This is a genomic window from Mesorhizobium sp. M0663 (assembly GCF_040320585.1).
Classification (GTDB): Bacteria; Pseudomonadota; Alphaproteobacteria; order Rhizobiales; family Rhizobiaceae; genus Mesorhizobium.
In genome coordinates, this window is sequence record NZ_JAMYPX010000005.1 from 1 (window position 1) to 21,818 (window position 21,818).

Annotated in this window: 24 protein-coding genes and 1 pseudogene; 9 read left to right on the top strand and 16 right to left on the bottom strand. The window is 64.8% G+C overall.

Features of this window, described 5'->3' with window-relative positions; translation table 11 throughout:
* Positions 1 to 42 precede the first annotated feature (42 nt).
* Positions 43 to 1,068 carry an RNA polymerase subunit sigma-70 gene (locus NKI54_RS12140; protein WP_352691726.1) on the top strand — a complete coding sequence of 342 codons (1,026 nt, stop codon included), beginning with the start codon at positions 43 to 45 and terminating at the stop codon, positions 1,066 to 1,068.
* A gap of 18 nt (positions 1,069 to 1,086) precedes the next feature.
* On the opposite strand, the gene NKI54_RS12145 is transcribed toward NKI54_RS12140, so the two are convergent.
* From NKI54_RS12145 to NKI54_RS12155, 3 genes are all read right to left on the bottom strand, one after another.
* Positions 1,087 to 1,893, bottom strand: coding sequence for a DUF1194 domain-containing protein (locus NKI54_RS12145; RefSeq protein ID WP_352634047.1), 807 nt, complete (start codon positions 1,891 to 1,893; stop codon positions 1,087 to 1,089).
* A gap of 76 nt (positions 1,894 to 1,969) precedes the next feature.
* Positions 1,970 to 3,802, bottom strand: coding sequence for an ABC transporter ATP-binding protein/permease (locus NKI54_RS12150; RefSeq protein WP_352634049.1), 1,833 nt, complete (start codon positions 3,800 to 3,802; stop codon positions 1,970 to 1,972).
* Between the two features lie 128 nt (positions 3,803 to 3,930).
* The gene (locus tag NKI54_RS12155) at positions 3,931 to 4,701 is read right to left on the bottom strand and encodes a class I SAM-dependent methyltransferase (RefSeq protein WP_352570578.1); all 771 of its coding nucleotides are present in this window, start codon (positions 4,699 to 4,701) and stop codon (positions 3,931 to 3,933) included.
* Between the two features lie 98 nt (positions 4,702 to 4,799).
* On the opposite strand from NKI54_RS12155, the gene gloB reads away from it, so the two are divergent.
* A complete protein-coding gene (gene gloB, locus NKI54_RS12160) occupies positions 4,800 to 5,567 on the top strand; it encodes a hydroxyacylglutathione hydrolase (protein WP_352570579.1) in 768 nt (255 codons plus the stop codon).
* 11 nt (positions 5,568 to 5,578) lie between these two features.
* On the top strand, positions 5,579 to 6,007 hold the full coding sequence (locus NKI54_RS12165) for a cupin domain-containing protein (RefSeq protein WP_352570580.1): 429 nt from the start codon (positions 5,579 to 5,581) through the stop codon (positions 6,005 to 6,007).
* 4 nt (positions 6,008 to 6,011) lie between these two features.
* On the opposite strand, the pseudogene NKI54_RS12170 reads toward NKI54_RS12165, so the two are convergent.
* The 3 genes and pseudogenes from NKI54_RS12170 to NKI54_RS12180 all read right to left on the bottom strand — a co-directional run bounded on the left by NKI54_RS12170 (position 6,012) and on the right by NKI54_RS12180 (position 8,400).
* Positions 6,012 to 6,682, bottom strand: a pseudogene (locus tag NKI54_RS12170) (lysoplasmalogenase family protein).
* Positions 6,679 to 7,566, bottom strand: a complete 888-nt coding sequence (gene yddG, locus NKI54_RS12175; RefSeq protein WP_352634054.1) for an aromatic amino acid exporter YddG — start codon at positions 7,564 to 7,566, stop codon at positions 6,679 to 6,681. Before yddG ends, NKI54_RS12170 begins: the two are co-directional and overlap by 4 nt.
* Positions 7,567 to 7,608: 42 nt before the next feature.
* The gene (locus tag NKI54_RS12180) at positions 7,609 to 8,400 is read right to left on the bottom strand and encodes a DUF3108 domain-containing protein (protein ID WP_352457610.1); all 792 of its coding nucleotides are present in this window, start codon (positions 8,398 to 8,400) and stop codon (positions 7,609 to 7,611) included.
* 695 nt (positions 8,401 to 9,095) lie between these two features.
* Between NKI54_RS12180 and rpmB the strand changes: the two genes are divergently transcribed.
* The 3 genes from rpmB to NKI54_RS12195 all read left to right on the top strand — a co-directional run bounded on the left by rpmB (position 9,096) and on the right by NKI54_RS12195 (position 10,831).
* On the top strand, positions 9,096 to 9,392 hold the full coding sequence (gene rpmB, locus NKI54_RS12185) for a 50S ribosomal protein L28 (protein WP_006328411.1): 297 nt from the start codon (positions 9,096 to 9,098) through the stop codon (positions 9,390 to 9,392).
* Positions 9,393 to 9,473: 81 nt separating this feature from the next.
* On the top strand, positions 9,474 to 10,154 hold the full coding sequence (locus NKI54_RS12190) for a queuosine precursor transporter (protein WP_023677896.1): 681 nt from the start codon (positions 9,474 to 9,476) through the stop codon (positions 10,152 to 10,154).
* Between the two features lie 2 nt (positions 10,155 to 10,156).
* Positions 10,157 to 10,831: a spermidine synthase family protein gene (locus tag NKI54_RS12195; protein ID WP_352634057.1), complete on the top strand. Its 675-nt coding sequence runs from the start codon at positions 10,157 to 10,159 to the stop codon at positions 10,829 to 10,831.
* 57 nt (positions 10,832 to 10,888) lie between these two features.
* Here NKI54_RS12195 and NKI54_RS12200 read toward each other — a convergent pair whose 3' ends face one another.
* From NKI54_RS12200 to NKI54_RS12225, 6 genes are all read right to left on the bottom strand, one after another.
* Complete coding sequence (locus NKI54_RS12200; RefSeq protein WP_352621603.1) at positions 10,889 to 11,374, bottom strand: SRPBCC family protein; 486 nt, start codon at positions 11,372 to 11,374, stop codon at positions 10,889 to 10,891.
* The gene (locus NKI54_RS12205) at positions 11,371 to 11,739 is read right to left on the bottom strand and encodes an ArsR/SmtB family transcription factor (protein WP_352621707.1); all 369 of its coding nucleotides are present in this window, start codon (positions 11,737 to 11,739) and stop codon (positions 11,371 to 11,373) included. Before NKI54_RS12205 ends, NKI54_RS12200 begins: the two co-directional genes overlap by 4 nt.
* A 201-nt stretch (positions 11,740 to 11,940) precedes the next feature.
* The gene (locus NKI54_RS12210; RefSeq protein ID WP_352634059.1) at positions 11,941 to 12,966 is read right to left on the bottom strand and encodes an esterase-like activity of phytase family protein; all 1,026 of its coding nucleotides are present in this window, start codon (positions 12,964 to 12,966) and stop codon (positions 11,941 to 11,943) included.
* Positions 12,963 to 14,861, bottom strand: coding sequence for a cobaltochelatase subunit CobT (gene cobT / locus NKI54_RS12215; protein WP_352634061.1), 1,899 nt, complete (start codon positions 14,859 to 14,861; stop codon positions 12,963 to 12,965). Before cobT ends, NKI54_RS12210 begins: the two co-directional genes overlap by 4 nt.
* A gap of 11 nt (positions 14,862 to 14,872) precedes the next feature.
* A complete protein-coding gene (gene cobS / locus NKI54_RS12220; protein ID WP_352451201.1) occupies positions 14,873 to 15,859 on the bottom strand; it encodes a cobaltochelatase subunit CobS in 987 nt (328 codons plus the stop codon).
* A gap of 123 nt (positions 15,860 to 15,982) precedes the next feature.
* The gene (locus tag NKI54_RS12225) at positions 15,983 to 16,612 is read right to left on the bottom strand and encodes a J domain-containing protein (RefSeq protein WP_036238769.1); all 630 of its coding nucleotides are present in this window, start codon (positions 16,610 to 16,612) and stop codon (positions 15,983 to 15,985) included.
* Between the two features lie 133 nt (positions 16,613 to 16,745).
* Here NKI54_RS12225 and NKI54_RS12230 point away from each other — a divergent pair, with 133 nt between their 5' ends.
* The gene (locus NKI54_RS12230) at positions 16,746 to 17,048 is read left to right on the top strand and encodes a BolA family protein (RefSeq protein WP_023677889.1); all 303 of its coding nucleotides are present in this window, start codon (positions 16,746 to 16,748) and stop codon (positions 17,046 to 17,048) included.
* A 3-nt stretch (positions 17,049 to 17,051) separates the two neighbouring features.
* Here NKI54_RS12230 and NKI54_RS12235 read toward each other — a convergent pair whose 3' ends face one another.
* The 4 genes from NKI54_RS12235 to NKI54_RS12250 are packed head-to-tail and all read right to left on the bottom strand — an operon-like array spanning position 17,052 to position 20,533.
* Positions 17,052 to 17,858 (bottom strand): alpha/beta hydrolase, encoded by an 807-nt coding sequence (locus NKI54_RS12235; protein ID WP_352634064.1) that lies wholly within the window; start codon positions 17,856 to 17,858, stop codon positions 17,052 to 17,054.
* 40 nt (positions 17,859 to 17,898) lie between these two features.
* Entirely contained in the window at positions 17,899 to 18,795 is an 897-nt protein-coding gene (locus tag NKI54_RS12240; RefSeq protein ID WP_023677887.1) for an HlyC/CorC family transporter, read from the bottom strand.
* On the bottom strand, positions 18,792 to 19,934 hold the full coding sequence (gene aroB / locus NKI54_RS12245; protein ID WP_352570590.1) for a 3-dehydroquinate synthase: 1,143 nt from the start codon (positions 19,932 to 19,934) through the stop codon (positions 18,792 to 18,794). Before aroB ends, NKI54_RS12240 begins: the two co-directional genes overlap by 4 nt.
* Positions 19,931 to 20,533, bottom strand: coding sequence for a shikimate kinase (locus tag NKI54_RS12250; protein WP_352634067.1), 603 nt, complete (start codon positions 20,531 to 20,533; stop codon positions 19,931 to 19,933). The genes aroB and NKI54_RS12250 overlap by 4 nt, the downstream gene beginning before the upstream one ends.
* A gap of 157 nt (positions 20,534 to 20,690) precedes the next feature.
* On the opposite strand from NKI54_RS12250, the gene NKI54_RS12255 reads away from it, so the two are divergent.
* Both NKI54_RS12255 and NKI54_RS12260 read left to right on the top strand, forming a co-directional pair.
* The gene (locus tag NKI54_RS12255) at positions 20,691 to 20,840 is read left to right on the top strand and encodes a hypothetical protein (protein ID WP_023677884.1); all 150 of its coding nucleotides are present in this window, start codon (positions 20,691 to 20,693) and stop codon (positions 20,838 to 20,840) included.
* Positions 20,837 to 21,754: a site-specific tyrosine recombinase XerD gene (locus NKI54_RS12260; protein WP_352634069.1), complete on the top strand. Its 918-nt coding sequence runs from the start codon at positions 20,837 to 20,839 to the stop codon at positions 21,752 to 21,754. The genes NKI54_RS12255 and NKI54_RS12260 overlap by 4 nt, the downstream gene beginning before the upstream one ends.
* Positions 21,755 to 21,818: the final 64 nt, after the last annotated feature.

Genomic DNA, 21,818 nt, shown 5'->3' on the forward strand with positions numbered 1-21,818 from the left:
GGGGGGTTAAACCAACGCTGCGCTCCACACCCCCACCCCCACATCACCCCCCCCCCCCCCCTTCTCCCCCCCCCCGCCCCCCTCACCCCCGCGGGGGGGCCCTTCGAGAAGGTCACGGCCGCGCATCGCCGCGAGCTCAAGCTGCATTGTTATCGCATGATGGGTTCGCTGCACGAGGCCGACGACCTCGTCCAGGACACGTTGCTTCGCGCCTGGCGCGCAAGATCGGAGTTCGACGGGCGAGGTTCGGTTCGCGGTTGGCTCTACATGATCGCGACCAACGCTTGCCTCAACGCCATCAAGGCGAGGTCGAGGGCGCGTCGCATTCTCCGGGAACCCGGACGGCCGCCCTCGCACGGGGCGGCCATAGGCGGGCCGGTAGCCGACATCGCCTGGCTGGAGCCCTACCCCGACGCCGAGCTTCCAGACATTGCCGGCAGCGAGCCAGGTCCGGAAGCCCGTTACGAGAGCCGCGAGGCCGTCCAGCTCGCCTTCGTCGCCGCGATCCAGGATCTGCCGCCCAGGCAGCGCGCCGCGCTGCTGCTTGCCGACGTCCTCGGATGGTCGGCTGTCGAGACGGCGCGTTTGCTGGGCGGATCGACGGCTTCGATCAACAGCGCGTTGCAGCGGGCCCGCGCAACGCTGGCGGCGCGCTATCCTCAGGGACGGCCGGCCAGCCGATCACGGCCCAGCCCCGAAGAAGGCCTGCTGCTCGAACGCTACATGCAGGCCTGGCAGGCCGCCAATCTCGACAGCTTGATCGAGCTGCTGCGTGAGGACGCCATCTATACAATGCCGCCTTGGCGTGAATGGTATCAAGGCCGCGAAGCGATCCGCGGTTTCTTCGAGACCGTCTGGCCGAGGTTTGGCGGCTTCCGCACGCTGGCCACCCGGGCCAATGCCCAGCCGGCGGTCGGGGTTTATTCCCGCAGCCACGATGGCCCTGAATGGCGGGCCCATTCCCTGCATGTGTTCGACGCAGCCGAGGGCGGGATCGCTTCCTTGACGATCTTCATAGGGCCGCTCGGGCCATCTCTGTTCCCGGCCTTCGGCCTGCCACCAGCCTAGCTTACCCCTGGGCCAGCCTTATCGGTCGAGTTCCGGGAAATATGGGTCCGAGAAAAACCGCCGGTCGCGCTCGCCTTGCAGGCAGTCGATCGGTGCGTCGATGCGGATCGTCCTCGGATCCAGCTTGGGATACTCGATGCCGCTGACCTCGAGGATCAGTTTGCGGCGAGTGGCGGTGGCGAATTCGGAAGCAGCATAGATCGGCAGCACGAACGAGCCCGGCCCGCCGGTAACGCATTCGGCATAATACCGGTCGAGATGGCTGAAGGTGGGTGACGGGCTGATCAGGATCGGCAGCCCGTTGATGACGATGCCCTTCGCCAGCGCCGCATCGCGTGCCGTTGTGACCGGCAAGCCGGTGTTGTTTGGGCCGTCCCCCGAGACGTCGATGACGCGGCGTTTGCCGGTGAAGGCCGTGCCGTTGAAAAGCTCGGCGCCGAAAGCCACAGCACCGGAAATCGAGGTGCCGCGAAAGCTCCTGAACGGGCGGGCCGCGATCTTGTCGGCGAAAGCGTTGGCGCTCTCCTTGCTGTCGACGACCTGCCAGGCAATGACCGCATCGTCGCGGATGGTGCCGGCCCATTCGAAATAGGCGATGGCGATGCGGCCGAAGGTGCCGGCACGCACGGCGTTGATGAAGTCGGGGTGGCGCAGCGCCGCGACATAGCCGGCGCGCTGCAGGGCGAACTCCCTTTCATCCATCGACTGCGAGATGTCGACGGCCAGCACCAGCTCGACATCGACGGCAATTGCATTGGCCGGTGCGGCCGCAGGTGCCGCCGGGGTGCAGGCAAAGCAGGCGAGCAGGGCGAGAGCGTCAAGCATGGCCGATCGGAACGTTCCCATCTGAAACGATCGCGACAGTTTTTCGCCGCGATCGCGGCGAAATAAAGCTTGCCTTCTATTTCTTTCGGCCAGCCGAAACGATAACCGGGGGCGGTTCGATGGCACCTGCCCTGATACGGGCCGGCTTGAGTGGCGGCTGGCCGGCATCCTTGACGATGGTCAACGCCCGCCGGAAGAAGCGGGCATTGTGCTGGCCGCGGCCGATATTGAGGATCGCGGCGTCGGGAAGGCGCTTCTCCAGCATCGACAGCACTTGCCTCAGCGTTGGGCCGTCGAACGCGTCCAGCGCCTCGTCGATGATCACCCATTTCGGCCGTCGCAAGGCCAGCCTGGCAAAGGCCAGCAGACGCTGCTCGTCGTCGCTGAGCTCACGCTCCCAGCGCGCCGAGCGATCGAGCGAGGACGACAGGCGTTGCAGCCCGACATCGGCCAGCACCTCCGAGATCTCGGCATCGCTCGCCTCCGCCGCGCCGTCTGAATGGTTGAGCACCTCGCGCAGCTTGCCGAGCGGGAAATAGGGGGTACGCGGAACAAAGATCGGCGCTTCTCCGGCCGGCATGCCGATGCGTCCGCTGCCCCATGGCCACAGACCGGCAATGGCCCGGAAGAACAGCGTCTTGCCGGCGCCCGGATCTCCGGTGATCATGACCCGGTCGCCGGCGCGGATTTCGACATGCGGCTCGGCAAGCTTGGTGCATCCCTCCGGCGAGGCGACCTCGAGTTTCTCGAAGGTCAGGCTGCCGTCCGGGTTTTCGCCGAACGAAATGCGCCTTTCCGTATGGTGCAGCGCGTCGGTGTCGCCAAGTGCGATGCGAAAGTCGGCGACCCGCATCAGCGTAGCGCGCCAATCGGCGATGCCGCCGATATTGTTGATGAACCAGCGCAGCGACGAATGGACCTGGTTGAAAGCGCCGACTGCCATCATCAAGCCGCCAAAGCTGATATCGCCGGCGAAATAGACCGGTGAGGCGACCAGAATCGGCGCGACGACAGTGATCCAGCCATAGGTGTCGGTAACCCAGGAAAGATTGATCTGGGCGCTGTAGATGCGCCGCATGGCGCCCAGCACCGTGCCGAGATCGAATTCGAGCCGGCGCCTGGCATCGGCCTCGCCATGCGCCAGCGCGATGGCATCGACATTCTCGTTGACGCGAACCACCGAGGAGCGCAGCTCCGCCTCACGCGTATAGCGATCGTTGTTGAAGCGGATCAACGGTCGCCCGACCAGCCAGCTCAACCAGGAGGCGGTGCCAGCATAAAGGATCGCCGCCCAGACCATGTAGCCGGGTATGGCCAGCGAATGGCCGCCTATGTGGAAGACGAAGCCGGAAGACAGCGACCACAGGACCCCAACGAACGAGGCAAGCAGGATGCAGGACTGCAGCAGGCCGATGCCAAGACCGGTGGAAAGATCGGAGAGATGCCCGGCATCCTGCTGCAGGCGCTGGTCGGGATTGACGCCGATGGCGCCGGCATGGGTCAGCCGGAAGGCACGCGCCGGCCGCATCCATTCGTCGATCAGGTCGAGCGTCAGCGCCTCGCGCAGCTTCAGGCGGAGCATCTGGTCGAGCCAGGTCTGGCCGACATTGAGCACCACAAGCCCGCCGGCGATGCCGGCAAAGACCAGTAGCTGATGCAGGAAAGCCGGCATGTCGCGCCGCGCCAGCGCGTCGTAGAAAGGCTGGTTCCAGCGATTGAGCAGAACCTGCCCGATCGAGCTCGCCACGATGACGGCGACGATGCCGATCGCTGCCCAAAGCAATTGTTTTCGCACCGGCGAGCTGGTCAGTGCCAATTTGATTGTTGCCAGCTGCTCACGCAGGCTGCTGGCTTCGATCGACGTGGCAAGCTTCTGGGCGCTGGCCTCGACATCCGGACGATCATCCATCGGTTAAATCCTTGCATTCGCAGCAATGCCAAACCGGTCATAGGGATCGGCCGCACGGCCTTCAATCGGACAGCAAACCTGATATCGTCAGATAGGCGTGAAAAAGCACGTCTCGGATCACGAACGCGTCATCCTGGCGGTGCCGGGTGTTCGGCCCGCGACAGCCGGCCAAGCGTCGGCGCGCCATGCGGCGAGAGAACCGGCACGAAGACGCGGCGGGACGCGCGCTGGGCGACCGGCACGCCTTGATAGAGCCGCTTCTGCGCCTCGACGACGATAACGCCCGAAAAGATCGGCCAGAAGCGCCGGCCGGCACGTTCCAGCACATTGTGGAACTGCATCATGAAACGTCGCGGCGACGGCGGGAAGAACAGCGCATCGGACCACGCCGCCGGCGTGAAATTCGCTTCGCGCAGCAATTCGGTCAGCTGGCCGCGCGAGAACGGCCGGCCATTGCCGAAAGGCGTACGCTCGAAGCGTGCCCAGACGCCGCGCCGGTTGGGCACGACGATGACGACACGGCCGGCCGGCGACAGCACCCGCCAGATCTCGTTCAGCGTCTCGCGTGGGTTCTCGACATGTTCGAGCGAATGGACGAGGAGCATGCGGTCGATGCAGGAATCGACCAGCGGCAGTTCCTCATCGAAGACCAGGGCGGTCGCCGTCGGCCCCGTCGCCGGCCACACCACCGCGCCCTGCGTTGCCGGCATAAAGGCAAAGACGCGCTCGGCATCGCTGCCGAAGCGCTCCAGCCACGGCAAGGTGTAGCCGAGGCCGACCAGCCGCTCGTTGGGCACGACGGCCCATATCGAGGACAGCGCCATGGTGATCGAGCGTTCGGCCAGGCGGCCGAGCGTGGTCGAATAAAACGAACGGAGATCGACAATGTCTGAATGCATGCGCGGGACGGTAGCTTCGAAGCAGTCCAAGTTCAACAAAGGCAGATGACATCGGCTGGCAGGCGCCCTATGTCTGCGGCAATAAAGGGAGAGATGCGATGCCGGTCGAGATCGAACAATTCATGTGCCGCAGCGACAATTTCGGCGTGCTGGTGCACGACCCGAAAAGCGGTCAGACGGCGCTCATCGATGCGCCCGAGGAGGCGCCGATCCTGGCGGCGATCAAGCGCACCGGCTGGACCCCGACGATGATCCTGACCACTCACCACCATCTCGACCATGTCGAGGCCAATCTGGCGCTGAAGGAGCGTTTCAAGCTGCGCATTGTCGGGCCGGAAGCCGAAAAGGCGAAGATTCCCGGCATCGACGAAACCGTCGAGCAAGGCTCGGTCGTCCATCTCGGCGACGAGCGGATCGAGGTCATCGCCACACCCGGCCATACCGCCGGCCATGTCACCTATCATCTGCCGGCGTCGAAAGTGGCATTCGCCGCCGACACGCTGTTTGCGCTCGGCTGTGGGCGGCTGCTCGAATGCAAGCCGCCGGTGATGTACGAATCCCTGAAGAAGCTCGCGGCGCTGCCGGCCGAGACGGTCGTCTATTGCGGCCATGAGTATACGCTGGCCAATGCCCGTTTCGCGCTGACCGTCGACCCGACCAATTCGGCGCTAAAAGAGCGCGCCGCCAAGGTCGAGGCGCTGCGCGCCGACGGCAAACCGACGCTGCCGACGACCATCGGCGAGGAACTGTCGACCAATCCGTTCCTGCGCTGGCACGATCCGGCGATCCGCAGGCATCTCGGCCTCGAGAACGCCTCCGACGCCGAAGTGTTCGCCGAGATCCGCAAGCGCAAGGACAATTTCTGAGCGCAACAGCGATGACCAGTTCCGCCGAAATCATCGCCCTGCTCGGCCTGAAGCCGCATCCGGAAGGCGGCTGGTATGCCGAGACCTTTCGCGACGGCGCGGCAGGCGCCCGCGGCCATTCGACGGCGATCTATTTCCTCCTCGAGAAGGACCAATTGTCGGCCTGGCACCGGGTCAAGGACGCGGCCGAGGTCTGGCATTTCTATGACGGTGCGCCGCTGGCGCTGTCGATACATCGAGAAGGCGGTACCGTCATCGAGGAGATCCTCGGTACGGCGCTTGCCGCGGGCGAGCGGCCGCAGATCGTCGTGCCGGCAGGCTGGTGGCAGTCGGCACGCAGCCTCGGCGAATGGACCCTGGTCGGCTGCACCGTGGCGCCGGGCTTCGATTTCGCCGCCTTCGAACTTGCCGAACCAGGCTGGCTGCCGGGCACGCCCTAGGCACCTAGCCCAGCAGGAAACCCACGTGATCGCCAGCTGGCCGGCGTAGTACAGTGCCCAGACCCCATAGCGCACCCAAATGCGGTGCGGCGAGATGGCGGGCAGCAGGAAATTTTCCGCGGCGAGCAGCCCGTCGGACAGGATGAGCAGGACGACGCCGCCTACGACCCCGACGCTGTTCAGGGTGAGCGCCGCAATGCCCATGGCAAGCAGCGCCGCGGCATGGATGCCAATCGGCAAACGCAAGGCCGGGCCGATGCGGCGCCAGAGCGCGAAAAGCATCGCCAGCGCCGACACGATCATCGCCAGCACGATCGCTGCCCGCCACGGCTCGGCCGAAAGCAGCCCGAGGCCGCCGCCGGCACGCAGGAACAGCACGACGTAAAGCACGTGCGCGGCAAGAAAACTGGCCGTGCCGCCAAGAAATGCCTTCTCGCCGTCGCGCGACAGGAAGGCGTCGCCGATGGCACTGGCGCCGAGCGCGGCGACGAGCAGCCATGGGCCGCCCTGCTGCGCGACCAGCACCGCCAGCATCGCCACCGCCAATGTCCTTGCCGCCGACCGCGAAAGGCGCGGCGGCATGCCAAGGCTGAACGCGTAAATCACCGCCGCCGCCAGCGAAAACAGCAGCGTCGCATTGGCATTGGCATCGATGCCGCCGGGAAACGGCATCATGCGTTTGCCTCGCTCGTGGCCCTCTTGCGCAGGAACAGCGATTTCGCCGCCAGTGCCGCGCCGCCGGTGATCAGCACGCAAGCGGCGAGGATGCGCCATGACGGCTCGGCGAAGCCGGCTGATATCAGCACCAGCGTCGACAGCAGCGGCGCGGCATAGCTCGCCGCCCCCAGCACCTGGATGTTGCCGCGCTTGACGCCGATGTCCCAGGCATAGAACGCCGCCCCCACCGGCATCAGACCGAGGCCGAGCACGGCCAGCCACTGGCCGGCGCCGGCGGGCAGCACCGTCTCTTCCAGCAACAGATGGCAGACGAGCGAAAGGGCCGCGGTGGCGGCGCAGAACCAGGTGACGATGCTGGTCGGCACCGACGGGAAGCGCCGCGACAACAGCGAATAGGACGACCACAGCACCGCGCAGACGCCCGCCATGGCATAGCCGAAGGCATAACGCGCGTCGAAGGCAAGCCCGCCGCCCTTGGTGACGATCAGGACCGTGCCGGCAAGGCCGAGCAGCGCGCCGGCGACGTGGTTCCAGGCCAGCCGCTCGCCAGGCATCAGCGCCGATCCGAGCACGATCAGCAGCGGCCACAGATAGGCGATCAGGCTGGCCTCGACGGCCGGCGCATTGCGCAGCGCGGTGAAGTAGAAGAAGTGGTAGCCGAACAGGCCGGCAATGCCGATCACCCAAACCTGGCGCGGTATCTTCGCGGCGCCATCGGCTGCCGGCATGAACAGCCGGGCAACCAGCCCGACGCAAGTGCCGATCGTAAAGGTGATTGCCGAAAGCAGGAACGGCGGCACGGCGCCCGAAGCATCCGTAAGCAGCGCCAGCAGCGCCCACATGGCGACCGCGGAGAAGCCGATCAGTGTTGCGCGCGCCATACCCGTCGCCCCCTGCCCATCGTTGGCGGCGCACCATCACGCCTATTCGTTCGCTTCGAACCGCTCCGCGCTGATCGTCAACGGGCCGATTTGCGTGCTGACCGTGGCGCGGATCGGCGCATATACGCCGCTTTGGCCGACCGGTGCAAACGTCACCATGATGCGGCTGCGTTTCTTCAGGTAGTTCAGCGCCTTGCGATTCTTGCGGTAGCCGGCCACCGGCTCGAAGCCCAGCCTGCAGGTGACCGTATCGCCCTTGTAGCCGGTCACCGAGATCGACCCTTTGGACTCGTAGCTCAGTTTCAGATCGGCACGCATTTCGCCGTCATAGAGCTTCACCGTGCGCCCGCAGACCTGGTCGAGGCTGTCGGCATGGATGACGGTGGCGGCCATCGGATCGAGGACCGATACGAGATGGCTGCCGACCAGCGGTATCCAATTCTCGGGATTGCGCTTCTTCGGCTCAGGCACGACCTTGGTCGAGGTGACGACGCCGTTGGCAAACTGGATGTCGATCATCGATGCCTTCTTGCCGGACGTGTAGTCGGCGTGGAACGCTTGCGGCTGCAACTGCTTGCCCGAAATCTTGCCCTTCGACGAGATCGTGCCTCGCGTATCGTCGAACAAAGTGGCGAGCCCGGCGGCGGAAACGCTGCCCTCGATCGAATAGGTGTCACCCTCGTAATGGCTGGAGAATTTCGCCTTGGCCACGGAGAGGCCGAGGAACGACACCGAATATTCGCCCGTGAAGGATTGCGGCTCAGCGGCCGAAACCGTCGTCGAAAGCGCGACGGCCATCAGCACGACCAGGGCATGGAGGAAAGAACGAGGCATGGCGGGTCCTTGATTGTCGACCGGACGGGCGGCTCCGGTCTGGCATGTCCCTGTGCGACCGCTTATAGGCTGAATTCCGGCCTTAATGTGAAAGGCGCCGTCGGCAGGCAACGTTGGGGCTGGTCGACGGCCAAAATAAAAAACCCGCCTCGGCGGGCGGGTCGTTGGAGCCAATTAGCACCATACCGAAATTAGTAGCATAGCTGCCGGCACAAAGCAAGAACAAAATGTGGCGACCTCGACGAATTTGCCGATCTGCCTCGGCCCGGCAGAGGGAAAGGGTTGCGGCTTCACTCCAGCTTGCGTTCCTCGCCCCCACGAAAGTGCACGAAAGTGGGGGGGAAAGGTGGCTCGGCGAAGCCGAGACGGAGAGGGGGAACCGCGCTCTACGAAAAGGCCCCTCTCCGGCCGCTTCGCGGCCACCTCTCCCCCGCTTCGCGGTGGGCGAGGAACCTAGGTCTTGAGATATCCGCGGGACAGCAACATCTCCTCCTGAGGGGGCGATCAGCAGCTTCACCGACGACACCTACTCCGAAAGTGCGATTCCCCATCCCCGAAGCAACCCCAAGCTTGACGCATCGGCGAAATGCAACTATGGAACGCCAACTTTTTCCATAAGGCCGCCTGACCGAAACCGCGCGCCACCCGGCGCGGGTCGAATGTTTGGCCAGGACCGAGAACCGAAGGTTAGAACCATGTCCCGCACCTGCGAACTCACTGCCAAGGCAGTCATGTCCGGCAACAATGTGAGCCACGCCAACAACAAAACCAAGCGTCGCTTCCTGCCCAATCTCGTCAATGTGACGCTGATCTCGGAAGCGCTGAACCAGAATGTGCGCCTGCGCATTTCGGCCAACGCGCTGCGTTCGGTCGAGCATCGCGGCGGCCTCGATGCCTTCCTGGCCAAGGCCGATGCCAAGGAATTGTCGCAGCGCGCCCGCCTGTTGAAGAAGCAGATCGCCAAGAAGCTCGCCGAACAGCCGGCCGCCTGAGTTTTTCGGCGGCGGCCGCCTTCCAGGGCGCGACCGGGTTCCGGATCGCGTTCCGCTGGTTCCATTACCCAGGATAAAAAAATGATTTTCCTCTCGCGGTACCTGCCCTTCGTGGCGGCCATGGCGCTCGTCGTCGTGGCCTCGAACATCCTCGTGCAGTTCCCGATGCAGGGTGCAATCGGCGGGTTGTCGCTGGCCGACATCCTGACCTGGGGCGCCTTCACCTATCCGTTCTCCTTCCTGGTCACCGATCTCGCCAATCGCCGTTATGGGCCGGCGGTGGCGCGCAGGATCGTCTTTGTCGGCTTCATGACAGCGGTGGTCTGCTCGATCGTCATCCCACCGCTGCTGTTTCGCCACGGCCTGATCGAATTCGAGACCGCCGCCGACCGGCTGGTGCGTATTGCCGCGGCGTCGGGTGCGGCCTTTCTCACCGCGCAGTTGCTCGACGTCACCGTGTTCAACCGGCTGCGCCGGCAGAGCTGGTGGCGCGCGCCGATCGTCGGCACCCTGGTCGGCTCCGTTTTCGATACGGTGGTGTTTTTCACCGTCGCCTTCGCGGCGGCGTTCGCCTTCGCCGGGCCCAATGACGGCTTTGCGCTGGAAACCGCGCCGCTGATGGGCGTGCTGCCGGTCGAGACGATGCGCTGGATTTCCTGGGCGCTCGGCGATCTCGGCGTCAAGCTGGTCATAGCGGTGGTGGCGCTGATCCCCTACCGGCTGCTTGCCGCCCGCTGGAGCCAGCCGGCACTGGCGGCCTAGCCTTGATCCCTTGGGTCCAGCTTGATTCGGCAAAAACGCCTGACGGCGGACAGGAACTCCGCCTGAAGCGGCGCGGCGGCGAATTCTCGATCATGCTTGGCGCCAACGAGCTGATGAACAGCCGGCTCAGCGGTTCCGAAGAGGCGCTGGCGAAACTGTCCTGTCAAAGGATTGCCGGCTGCCGGACCCCAAACATCCTGATCGGCGGCCTCGGCATGGGCTTTACCTTGCGCGCGGCGCTGGCCGAGCTCGGCGACGATCCGCAGGTCACCGTTGCCGAATTGGTGCCGGCGGTCGTGGCGTGGGCGCGCGGCCCGATGGCCGAAGTTTTCGACGGTTGCCTTGACGACCGGCGCGTCAGCATTCGCGAGACCGATGTCGGTCAGCTCATCCGTTCGCAAGCATCGACCTGGGACGCGATCCTGCTCGATGTCGACAACGGCCCCGAGGGCATCGTCTACAAGGCCAACGATGCGCTCTACAGCGCAGCCGGCCTCAGCGCCGCACGCGCTGCGCTCAAACCCGGCGGTGTGCTGGCGGTCTGGTCGCAAGGCCCTGACGCAGCTTTCACCCGAAGGCTCAGGCAGGCCGGCTTCACGGTCGAGGAGGTCAAGGTGCGGGCCCACGGCAAGCGCGGCGCCCGGCACGTCGTCTGGATCGCGAGCAAAGGGCAATAGGCCCCTCGCAATCCGAGCGGGCCCTTGTTGGACGCCGCCCGGTACGCCGACGAGCCTCTACCTCGCCTTCTGAAGCTCGGCGGCGAGCGCCTGCAGCAGCCCGCGTGTGCCCTCCTCGCGCCCTTGCGCTGAATCGACGCCATCGAAGAACGCACCCTGTTCGGTATAAGTCAGGCGGGTGCCCTCGCCGGAGGGTGCAAGCTCGACCGTGGTGAGCGACGCCGACAGCGGCTGCGCCCCGACCGCCATCCGGTATGAAAATACGATGCGCCGGTCAGGGACGATGTCCTGGAACTGCGCATCGAGCCTGATCTCCGGGCCGCCCTGGTAGCTGAACCGCGAAACCTCGCCGCCGCCGACACGGAAATCGAAGGTGAATTCGGCGATGGTGAAGCCGTCGCCTTCGACGCGCCAGCGCCGCACCGTCGCCTTGTCGGCAAAGGCGAGGAAGACGCGTTCGGGCGATTGCGGGTAGGTCCGCTCGATCGTGAAGCTTGAATGGATGACGGACTGCTCGTCGTTCACGGGGGCAATCTGGTTCATTTCTTGTCGTCCTTTTCCTGGTCGTGGAGTGTTGCGTCCGGTTGGTCCGTCTCCGCCAGAATCTGGCCGAGACGGTCGAGGTGGCGTTCGGCCGGCGTGCGGCGCGCGGCGATCCAGTCGGCGAGCGGGGCGAGCCCGCCGGGCTCGATCCGGCAGGTGCGCACGCGTCCGACCTTCTCGCTGCGGATCAGCCCGCACGCTTCCAGCGCCTGGAGATGCTGGAGCACGGCGGCGAAGGTCATGCCGAACGGCTCCGCCAACTGGCTGACGGTGGCCGGCCCGCGGCTCAGCCTTTCCAGGATTGCCCGGCGCGTCGGCTCGGCAAGAGCCCGCAGGATGCTGTCGATCTCGGAATACTTAAGCATGGACTTGAGTATTTCGCCGATGACACGAATTGTCAAGTCACAACTAAAGTATTTTTGCAGATGGTGAAAGCCGGCTGGAAAACCCGCGACGCGGGTCATTGCCAGAGAAAATCGCCAGGGGAAATTGCAAGGGAAATTGCCAGCGCTGCAAAACGGCGCGGAAACGCCAGCGATGCTGTCAGCCAACAGGCCGGTCGCGCGTCAATCCTCGTGCAGCACAAATTCCAGGTAAAGATTGCGCTGCAGGATCGAGTGGTTGTCGTCGGACATCAGCGACACGATCAGCGCGCCATCGTCGCGGGTCCAGACGTCGAGCGCTTCCATGTTGTCGATCTGGTAGCCCATGTCGGCTTCGAGCAGCACCGGCCCGTCGGCGACGGCGCCCTTCTCGACGCTTTCGCCATAGATGCGCCGCAGCCGCATCTTGACGCCGCCGGCCATCGAAAAACTGCGCTCAAGAAGCAACAGGTCGCCATCCGGCAGGAAGGCGCCGTCGGTGATGTCGAAATCGCCATTGCGCTTGATGGTGAAGACGCCCTTGCGCGGCCCTTCGATGATCGCGGCAAAGATGTTGCCGGTCTTGTCGAGGCTCTTTTCCGACACCACGACCAGCCCGCCCGCGTGCTGCCCGTAAGGATGGGCGCGGGTGACGGTCTCGAAGCCGCGATTGCGGCGAAGTTCCCAGGCCGGAATCAGGAAGTCCAATTGCCTGAACGGCGCCTTCATGTCGTCCGGATCGATGTTGAACTCTGCGATACGGTGATCGCGCTCGAAACCGACCGTGGCAATGCCGTCCTTGACCGCGAGGCCTTCGGCATCGACCGCCCATTTCTCGTCGATCGGCTGGCCGGCCGCATCGACCATCTGCTGCATGCGAAAATTCTGGATGCCGGAAGGCCGCTTGTCGGCATCGTGAACGAGGGTGCCGAAGAACCAGAAACCGGTGTCGGCAACGCCGATGAAATCGCTGCCGGGCTTGAGGAACCGAAGCGCCGACAGCGCGCCGAAATCGCGCGTCGGCGAGGTCATTTCGAGCCCGCCGACGAATTCGAGCGGCCCGAACTGTTTTTCGTCATTGCCGATGCGAAACTGGGTTATGGGCCGGGCCGAGATTTCGGCCGGCTCGACCGAGGCCGGCCCGGCAGCGACAGCCGGCGCCAAAGTGATGCCGAACAACGCAATGGCGGCCAAAAGCTTCTGCCAAAAGCCGCCGCGGGAAAAAATCATCCGGCGCGCCGCATGCCGCCGCGCCGCGTATCGCGCACGGTTTCCTCGGCGAACAGCGAGGCCAGCTGCTCGGTCATGGCGCCGGCCAGTTCTTCGGCATCGACGATGGTGACGGCGCGGCGATAGTAGCGGGTGACGTCGTGGCCGATGCCGATGGCCAAAAGCTCGACCGGCGAGCGCGTCTCGATGAGCTCGATGATGGCGCGCAGATGCCGCTCGAGATAATTGCCCGGATTGACCGACAGCGTCGAATCGTCGACCGGCGCGCCGTCCGAGATCATCATCAGGATCTTACGCTGCTCCGGCCGCGCGATCAGCCGGTTGTGCGCCCACAGCAGCGCCTCGCCGTCGATGTTTTCCTTGAGCAGTCCCTCGCGCATCATCAGGCCGAGATTGCGGCGCGCCCGCCGCCACGGATGGTCGGCGGATTTGTATATGATGTGGCGCAGATCGTTGAGCCGGCCGGGGTTCGGCGGCTTGCCTTCCTTCAGCCATTTCTCGCGCGCCTGCCCGCCCTTCCAGGCGCGGGTGGTGAAGCCGAGGATTTCGACCGAGACGCCGCAGCGTTCCAGCGTGCGCGCCAGGATGTCGGCGCAGGTCGCGGCGACCGTGATCGGCCGGCCGCGCATCGAGCCCGAATTGTCGAGCACCAGCGACACCACCGTGTCGCGGAATTTGGTATCGCGCTCCTGCTTGAAGGACAGCGGCTGCATCGGGTCGATGACGACGCGCACCAGCCGCGCCGGATCGAGATAGCCTTCTTCGAGGTCGAAATCCCAGGAGCGGTTCTGCTGCGCCATCAGGCGGCGCTGCAGCCGGTTGGCCAGCCGCCCGACGACGCCGGAAAGGTTGGCGAGCTGCTTGTCAAGAAAGGCGCGCAGCCGGTCGAGCTCCTCCTCCTCGCACAGTTCCTCCGCACCTACGGTCTCGTCGAAGGCCGTGGTGAAGACCTTGTAGTCGATCTCTTTCGGCAGATTGGTGAAGGGATTGTCGTTGCGGCGCGCCTCGCCGGGCGTCTCCGCATCGGCGTCGTCATCGTCGGAGAGATCCTCGGCGGTGGCGTCGGAGGCCTCTGTCTCGGCCGATTGCTCGTCGTCCGACGATGCCTCTGTATCCTCGGACTGCGACTGCTCGGAGCCCGAATCGTCTTCGCCGCCCTCCTCGCTCTGCTCCTCGCCTTGCGGCTGGTTTTCGTCGTTGTCTTCGGAGTCTTCCGTCTCCTGGTCATCGCCGAGCTCCTCGGCCATTTCCATGGAGGCGAGCATCTCGCGCACCACGCGGGCGAACGCCTGCTGGTCATCGAGCTTTGCCGACAGCCCGTCGAGGTCGGCGCTGGCCTTTTCCTCGACCCAGGGCCGCCAGAGATCGACCAGCCGTTCGCCGCTCTTCGGCACAGCGCGGCCGGTCAGTTTTTCGCGCACCATCAGCGCCAGCGCCTCCTCGATCGGCGCGTCGGCCTTGTCCTTGACGTCGATGAGGTTGGCCCTGGCGTATTTGTCCTCCAGCATCGAGCCGATATTGTCGGCGACGCCCTGCATGGCGCGGCTGCCGATCGCCTCGACCCGGGCCTGCTCGACTGCGTCATAGATGGCGCGGGCCTGTTTGCCTTCCGGCGCCAGCCTGGTGTGGATGCGCGCATCGTGGCAAGCGCGCTTCAGCGCCATGGAATCGCCGAGCCCGCGGGTGATGGCGATGTCCGCCTTCGACGCCTTCTTCGGCAATTCCGGCAGCCGGGCGCGGCTGCCGGCCAGCGCCGGCCGATCCTTGGCGAAGCCGACCTCGAGATCCTTGTCGCCGGCAATGGCGCGCATGCAGACGGTGACGGCGCGCTTGAAGCTGTCGTTCTCAGCGCCGGTCTTGGATTTGTTTCGCGTGTTGTCGCCCGGACCCGCCATCGAGACTCTACTTAGCCCAGCACCACATTGGCCGCCGATTCCGGCAGATCTTCGCCGAAGGCGCGCTGATAGAACTCAGCCACCAGCGAGCGTTCCAGCTCGTCGCATTTGTTGAGGAAGGTTAGCCGGAACGCCATGCCGATATTGCCGAAGATTTCGGCATTCTCGGCCCAGGTGATAACCGTGCGCGGGCTCATAACCGTCGACAAATCGCCGTTGATGAAGGCCGAGCGCGTCATGTCGGCGACGCGCACCATCTTGTTGACGATCTCCTTGCCCTTGCCATCGCGGTAGTGCTTGGCCTTGGCCAGCACGATGTTCACTTCATTGTCGTGCGGCAGGTAGTTCAGCGTGGTGACGATCGACCAGCGGTCCATCTGCGCCTGGTTGATCTGCTGGGTGCCGTGGTAGAGGCCGGTGGTGTCGCCCAGCCCAACCGTGTTGGCGGTCGAAAACAGCCGGAAGGCCGGGTGCGGGCGGATGACCCGGCTCTGGTCGAGCAGCGTCAGCCGGCCCGACGATTCCAGCACGCGCTGGATGACGAACATCACGTCCGGACGGCCGGCATCGTACTCGTCGAAGCACAGTGCGACATTGTGCTGGTAGGCCCAGGGCAGGATGCCGTCGCGGAATTCGGTGATCTGCAGCCCGTCCTTGACCACGATGGCGTCCTTGCCGACGAGGTCGATACGGCTGACATGGCTATCGAGATTGACACGCACGCAGGGCCAGTTGAGGCGGGCGGCGACCTGTTCGATATGCGTCGACTTGCCGGTGCCGTGGTAACCGGACACCATGACCCGGCGATTGTAGGCAAAGCCGGCGAGGATCGCCATGGTCGTGTTCTTGTCGAACAGGTAGTCCGGATCGATGTCGGGGACATGCTCGCTCGTCACCGCATAGGCCGGCACCACCATCTTGGAGTCGAAGCCGAATGTCTCCTTCACCGACACCGTGGTGTCGGGCAGGTTGGCGATGTCGCGATCGACCTTGTTCATCTCTATCAACGTCTCCACAAGCGAAACGCCGCGTTTCGCCGGCAATCGATTTTGTTCGGGGGCGGTCTTAGAGCCTTTTCCAACCTTATGAAAGTTGGAAAGCGACACGAACCGTATGGTCGCTCAGCACAAACCTGCCTGCTTGAGCACGCGATACGCCTGGAGCACATCGCGGAACCGGTCTTCCGAACCTCTGTCGCCGCCATTCGCATCCGGGTGGTGGCGTTTCACAAGTTCCTTATAGCGCGCCTTGATATCCTTGCCAGTTGCCTTTGTATCAAGGCCAAGCGTTTCCAGTGCCTTGGCCTCAAGCGGCTTGGCCTTGCGCTCGCGTGCTTCGCGCGGGTCTTTCGGGCCTTTGAACAGGTCGAACGGATCGCGCATGCGATTGTAGTAGCCGGCGCGACCGGAGCGCGCCTGGGCAAAGTCCGGCGAGGAGCGGGTCGAGGCGCCGTTGACGCCCATTTTCCAGGTCGGCCGATGGCCGGTCATGGCTTCCTTCTGGAAGCGGGCGATCTCGGTGTCGGGAACGCCCGAGAAATAATTGAAGCCTTTGTTGTACTCGCGCACATGGTCGAAGCAGAACTGGAAATACTCGCCTTCCTTCATCCGTCCGACCGGGGCACGGTGGGTACCGGCCTCCTTGCAGCCATCCCACTGGCAGATCGGCGAACGCGACTTCAGCTCCGCGTCCTTCTCCGGGCGGATGCGAATCTTCTCGAAATATTTTGGGTACGGCTTCATCTCACCCATTTATGGGCTGTTCGCTGATGCGAAACAAGAATTGACATTTTCGCGATGATCGCCCTAACCGCTGAATCGCGGCATAAAACCGGCGAATTGCGAATTTTGTGCGATGACATAGATGTGGTGAAGGGAAGCGGCGATGTCCATACAGGCAACGATGGAAGGTAAGCTGAAAAAGGCGTTTTCGCCGGAACGGCTGGACGTCATCAACGAAAGCCATCTCCATGCCGGGCATCATCATGTGGATTCCGGCCATCACGCCACCTTCGACGGCACTGGCGAGACGCATTTCCGCGTCCGCATCGTCGCCCCCGCCTTTGCCGGCATGAGCCGCGTCGAACGTCACCGCGCAGTCAACGATCTGCTGGCCGAGGAGTTGAAATCCGGCGTCCACGCCCTGGCAATCGAGCCGGTGGCGCCCGGTGAAAAGACCCGCTGGTAAATTTCAGCCGAGGCTCGCCCTCAGGAAGGCCATCACCGCTGCGGTCAATGCATCGCCTTCGGTGCCGAAGTCGCGATTGATCGACATGTGCGAATAGTCGCTGCCGTCGAACAGCGTGACCTTGGTTCCGGTGGCGCGCAGACGCTCGGCGAAGGCCTGCGCGTCCGCCGCGCGGGCTTTCGCGCGCGAATGGGCGATGAAGGTCGGCGGGTGCTTGCGGCCTTCCACATAGGTGACAGGCGACAGCGCGCGCCACTGCGTCGGATCGGGAAAGGCGCGGGCATAGACCCCTGCCATGCCGCCGCTTCTGGCCAGCGCCTCCAGATCGTAGGCCCTGGTGTCGTCGAGAACCAGCGCCGCGACGCCGGGCAGGCCGCCGCGCAGCCCGGTCAATGCGACGAGATGGCAGCCGGCCGAATGGCCCATGGCGACGATCCGGTCCGGATCGCCGCCATGCCTGGCGATGTTGGCGCGGACGTAACGATAGGCCAGTTCGACATCTGCCGCCTGGGTGGCGACGTCGGCTTCAGGCAGCATCCGGTAGTCGATCGAGACGAAGCCGAAGCCATTGTCGAGCAGGAAACCAGGCTTGGAATTGACATTGTTGCGGTTGCCGACCCGCCAGGCGCCGCCATGGACGAAGAAGACGACCGGCAGGCCGCTTGCGCCATCGCGGGAATAGATGTCGAGCTTGGCCGGCCCATAGTCGAAGGTTTCGGGCGACGGCGAACGCAGCCGCAATGCCGCCGCCTGTCCCGGCAGCAGCGCCGCCATCGACGCCAGAAGCAGGCTTCGCCGATCGATCGTCATCAACTCCTGACTGCCCACGGCTGCCACAAGGTGCGCACTGTCATTCTCCAAGCATCGCCGGCTTGATCCTCAGCCGCGCGATACGGTTCTTGTCGCGCTTCATGACGACGAAGCGCTTGCCGTGAAACGTAAAGGCCTGCTTTTCGTCCGGGATCGACTGCGCCTCGTGGATGACAAGGCCGGCGATGGTGGTGGCTTCCTCGTCCGGCAGGTTCCAGTCGAGCGCCCGGTTAAGGTCACGGATCGGCACCGTGCCGTCGACGACGACGGAGCCGTCGGCCTCCTGCTTGACGCCCTGGATGTCGATGTCGTGCTCGTCGGCGATCTCGCCGACGATCTCCTCGATGATGTCTTCCAGCGTCACCAGCCCTTCGACCTCGCCATATTCGTCGACGACGATGGCGAAATGCGCCTTGCGGCGCAGGAAGGCATTGAGCTGCTCCTGAAGCGTCGTGGTGTCGGGCACGAACCACGGTTTCGACGCGATCTTCATCACGTCGATCCTGGAAAAATCGTTGCCGACCTCGTTCAGCGCGCGCAGCAGATCCTTCGCGTGCAGCACGCCGACAATGTTGTCGAGCGAACCCTTCCACAACGGCATGCGGGTGTGCGGGCTCTGCAGGATCTCGCGAACCACCGCTTCGGGCGGGTCGTCGGCGTTGACGGAGCGCATATTCGTGCGGTGGACCATGACGTCCGACACTTCGAGCTCCTCGAGGTCGAACAGGCCGCCGATGCGGGCGCGGTCCTCGCGCACCACCTGGCCGTCGCGGCGGAAATCGTCGACGGCGCCGCGCAGTTCCTCGCGCGCAGAGCGCTGCGGCTCGATGCGTTGCAGCTCGTAGCCGAAGGCGGCGAGCAGGCGCCGGCGCAAGACGAAGCCCAGCAGGCCGAGGCCGGCGAGCACGGCAGCCGCGATCCAGCCGGCCTGGCTCATCCCGGGCGGCTTTCCTGCCGACCCGGATGGTTCTCCCGGAGGAACGCCAGCACTTCCGAGGCCGGCACATCCCGGGCGATAAAGGCCTGGCCGATGCCGCGCGTCAGGATGAAGGTCAGCGCGCCGCGCGACACCTTCTTGTCCTGGGTGATGAAGGAGAACAGCGTCTCGGCATCGGGCAGTTCGCCGGGAATGTCGGCCATGCGCCAGGGCAGACCGACGGCGCGAAGATGCGCCTCGACACGCGCCGCGTCGTCGGGGCTCGCCAAATTGAGCCTTGACGAAAAGCGGTGCGCCAGCGCCATGCCGATGGCGACGCCCTCGCCATGCACGAGCCTTGCGCCGTCATAGCCGGTCGCCGCCTCCAGCGCATGACCGAAGGTGTGGCCGAGATTGAGCAACGCGCGGTCGCCGGTCTCGAACTCGTCGCGGGCAACGACGTCGGCCTTGGCACGACAGGCCTCGGCGATGGCCGCAGCCCGCTCCGGCCCGCCGGCAAACACTTGACGCCAGTTTTCTTCCAGCCAGGCGAAAAACTCGGGCCGGTCGATCAGCCCGTATTTGGCCAGTTCGGCATAGCCGGCGCGAAACTCGCGGATCGGCAGCGTGTCGAGCACTTCGGTGTCGGCCAGCACCAGCCTGGGCTGGTGGAATACCCCGACCAGGTTCTTGCCGCGCTTGCTGTTGATGCCGGTCTTGCCGCCGACGGAGGAATCGACTTGCGCCAGCAGCGAGGTCGGAACCTGCACGAAGTTCATGCCGCGCCGCGCGATGCCGGCGGCAAAGCCGGCGAGGTCGCCGACGACGCCGCCGCCGAGCGCGATGACGACGTCGCCGCGCTCCAGCTTGGCGGCCAGCACGCCGTCGACCACCTCTTCGAGATGCGCAAAGCTCTTGGTCTTTTCGCCTGGCGGCAACGTGATGACGGCATGTTGGATGCCACCGCTTGCCAGGCCGGCCGCAAGCGTCGCGAGATGCGCGGCCGCGACGTTTTCGTCGGTGACGACCGCCGCCCGCGTCCCCGGCAGACGGCGCGAAATCTCGGCGCCGGCGCGTGACAGCAGGCCGGGACCGATCAAAATATCGTAGGCACGCTCGCCAAGCCCGACTTCGACAGAGACCGTTGCATCAGCGCTCACGACCGCACCTCGTCAATATCGGCAACGCCGAAATGGCCGCGCAGCGCGTCCACCACTTCGGCGGCAATGATCTCCTTGCGGTCGTCGCGGGTCGGCACGATGACATCGGCCGCGGCGTAAACCGGGTAGCGTTCCGCCATCAACCGTTCCAGCACGGCGCGCGGATCGGCGCTTTTCAGCAGCGGCCGGTTCTGTTTCTTGGAAACGCGCTCCATCAACAGGTCGATCTCGGCTTTCAGCCAAACCGAAACGCCATGGCTGGCGATCGCCTCGCGCGTCTGCGCGTTCATGAAGGCGCCGCCGCCGGTCGACAGCACCTGCGGCCCGTGCTCCAGCACACGCAGGATGACGCGCTGCTCCAGTGCTCGGAACTCCGCCTCGCCATAGCGCTCGAACAGGTCCGGGACGCTCATGCGCGAAACAGTTTCGATCTCCTGGTCGCTGTCGATGAAGGGCAGTGCCAGCATCGCCGCCACCTTGCGGCCGATCGCCGTCTTGCCGGCGCCCATCAGCCCGACAAAGACGATGGAACGGCCGCCCAGCCGGCCGAGCAGCGCGGCATGGCTCTCGCCCGGAGGATTTGCTGGTAGCGCGTTCATGCTTCTAGGCCTCTTTGGCGGCGTATCGACATCAAAAGCCTGTTTGCGTCAAGCGCGGCGCAACCGGGACTATGGGCTTCACCCTTGAATTGGCCGGATTGGCGTCTCATAAGGGCACAGGGTTGGAAATGCAGAATAAGACGACGGGCGAAAATTAATGCCAACACTGTTTCGCTTTGTCGTGACGCTCGCGATTCTGGCCGGCATTGTCTATGGCGCGATGTTCGCCCTGGTCATGTTCGTCGAGCCGAGGAAGGCGGAAATGAGCGTGCGTATCCCTCCGGAAAAGCTCAATCCCAAAAAATGAACAGCGCCGCCCGCATCGAAGCCTTCCTGGAGATGATGAGCGCCGAGCGCGGCGCCGCCGAAAACACGCTTTCCTCCTATCGCCGCGACCTCGAAGACGCTTCCGTCGGGATCGGCGGTGGGCTTGCCGCTGCCACCAGCGCCGACATCCGTGCCTATCTCGACGACATCGCCGCGCGCGGCTTTGCCGCCACCTCGCAGGCGCGCAAATTGTCGGCGATCCGGCAGTTCTTCAAGTTCCTCTACGCCGAAGGCCTGCGGGGTGACGATCCGACCGGCACGCTGGACAGTCCGAGGAAAGGCCGGCCGCTGCCTAAGACGATGAGCGAGGCCGATACCGGCCGGCTGCTCGACCGCGCGGCGCAGGAGGCGGTGGACCCCTCCATGCATGACGGCGACAGGCTGGCGGCGCTGCGCCTGCACGCGCTGGTCGAGGTGCTCTACGCCACCGGCTTGCGCGTTTCGGAGCTGGTCGGCCTTCCCGTGACGGTGGCACAGCGCGACGACCGCTTCTTCATGGTGCGAGGCAAGGGCAACAAGGAGCGCATGGTGCCGCTGTCGGCCAAGGCGCGCACCGCGATGCGGACATGGCTTGCCGCACGGGGGGCGGTGCCGGCTCTTGCCGACAGCCCGTTCCTGTTTCCGGCTGCCTCCGACAGCGGCTATCTCTCGAGACAGGTCTTTGCCCGCGAGCTGAAAGGGCTTGGCGCTCGGGCCGGCATTGCCACGGCGAAGATATCGCCGCATGTGCTGCGCCATGCTTTCGCCAGCCATCTGCTGCAGAACGGCGCTGATCTCAGGGCCGTGCAGCAGTTGCTTGGCCATGCCGATATTTCAACGACGCAGATCTACACGCATGTGCTGGAGGAGCGGCTGGTGCGTCTGGTCAACGATCATCATCCGCTTGCCGACTAGGCGTCATGCCGCTATGTGAGAACGACGTTCCACCGCGCCCAGCCTGCATTTTCAGGCTTGCGTC

Excerpts from the sequence above, each read along its gene's own strand:
- NKI54_RS12145 (WP_352634047.1), bottom strand. The coding sequence starts at position 1,893 with ATGCTTGACGCTCTCGCCCTGCTCGCCTGCTTTGCCTGCACCCCGGCG.
- NKI54_RS12150 (WP_352634049.1), bottom strand. The coding sequence starts at position 3,802 with ATGGATGATCGTCCGGATGTCGAGGCCAGCGCCCAGAAGCTTGCCACG.
- NKI54_RS12155 (WP_352570578.1), bottom strand. The coding sequence starts at position 4,701 with ATGCATTCAGACATTGTCGATCTCCGTTCGTTTTATTCGACCACGCTC.
- gloB (WP_352570579.1), top strand. The coding sequence starts at position 4,800 with ATGCCGGTCGAGATCGAACAATTCATGTGCCGCAGCGACAATTTCGGC.
- NKI54_RS12165 (WP_352570580.1), top strand. The coding sequence starts at position 5,579 with ATGACCAGTTCCGCCGAAATCATCGCCCTGCTCGGCCTGAAGCCGCAT.
- yddG (WP_352634054.1), bottom strand. The coding sequence starts at position 7,566 with ATGGCGCGCGCAACACTGATCGGCTTCTCCGCGGTCGCCATGTGGGCG.
- NKI54_RS12180 (WP_352457610.1), bottom strand. The coding sequence starts at position 8,400 with ATGCCTCGTTCTTTCCTCCATGCCCTGGTCGTGCTGATGGCCGTCGCG.
- rpmB (WP_006328411.1), top strand. The coding sequence starts at position 9,096 with ATGTCCCGCACCTGCGAACTCACTGCCAAGGCAGTCATGTCCGGCAAC.
- NKI54_RS12190 (WP_023677896.1), top strand. The coding sequence starts at position 9,474 with ATGATTTTCCTCTCGCGGTACCTGCCCTTCGTGGCGGCCATGGCGCTC.
- NKI54_RS12200 (WP_352621603.1), bottom strand. The coding sequence starts at position 11,374 with ATGAACCAGATTGCCCCCGTGAACGACGAGCAGTCCGTCATCCATTCA.
- NKI54_RS12205 (WP_352621707.1), bottom strand. The coding sequence starts at position 11,739 with ATGCTTAAGTATTCCGAGATCGACAGCATCCTGCGGGCTCTTGCCGAG.
- NKI54_RS12210 (WP_352634059.1), bottom strand. The coding sequence starts at position 12,966 with ATGATTTTTTCCCGCGGCGGCTTTTGGCAGAAGCTTTTGGCCGCCATT.
- cobT (WP_352634061.1), bottom strand. The coding sequence starts at position 14,861 with ATGGCGGGTCCGGGCGACAACACGCGAAACAAATCCAAGACCGGCGCT.
- cobS (WP_352451201.1), bottom strand. The coding sequence starts at position 15,859 with ATGAACAAGGTCGATCGCGACATCGCCAACCTGCCCGACACCACGGTG.
- NKI54_RS12225 (WP_036238769.1), bottom strand. The coding sequence starts at position 16,612 with ATGGGTGAGATGAAGCCGTACCCAAAATATTTCGAGAAGATTCGCATC.
- NKI54_RS12230 (WP_023677889.1), top strand. The coding sequence starts at position 16,746 with ATGTCCATACAGGCAACGATGGAAGGTAAGCTGAAAAAGGCGTTTTCG.
- NKI54_RS12235 (WP_352634064.1), bottom strand. The coding sequence starts at position 17,858 with ATGACGATCGATCGGCGAAGCCTGCTTCTGGCGTCGATGGCGGCGCTG.
- NKI54_RS12240 (WP_023677887.1), bottom strand. The coding sequence starts at position 18,795 with ATGAGCCAGGCCGGCTGGATCGCGGCTGCCGTGCTCGCCGGCCTCGGC.
- NKI54_RS12250 (WP_352634067.1), bottom strand. The coding sequence starts at position 20,533 with ATGAACGCGCTACCAGCAAATCCTCCGGGCGAGAGCCATGCCGCGCTG.
- NKI54_RS12255 (WP_023677884.1), top strand. The coding sequence starts at position 20,691 with ATGCCAACACTGTTTCGCTTTGTCGTGACGCTCGCGATTCTGGCCGGC.
- NKI54_RS12260 (WP_352634069.1), top strand. The coding sequence starts at position 20,837 with ATGAACAGCGCCGCCCGCATCGAAGCCTTCCTGGAGATGATGAGCGCC.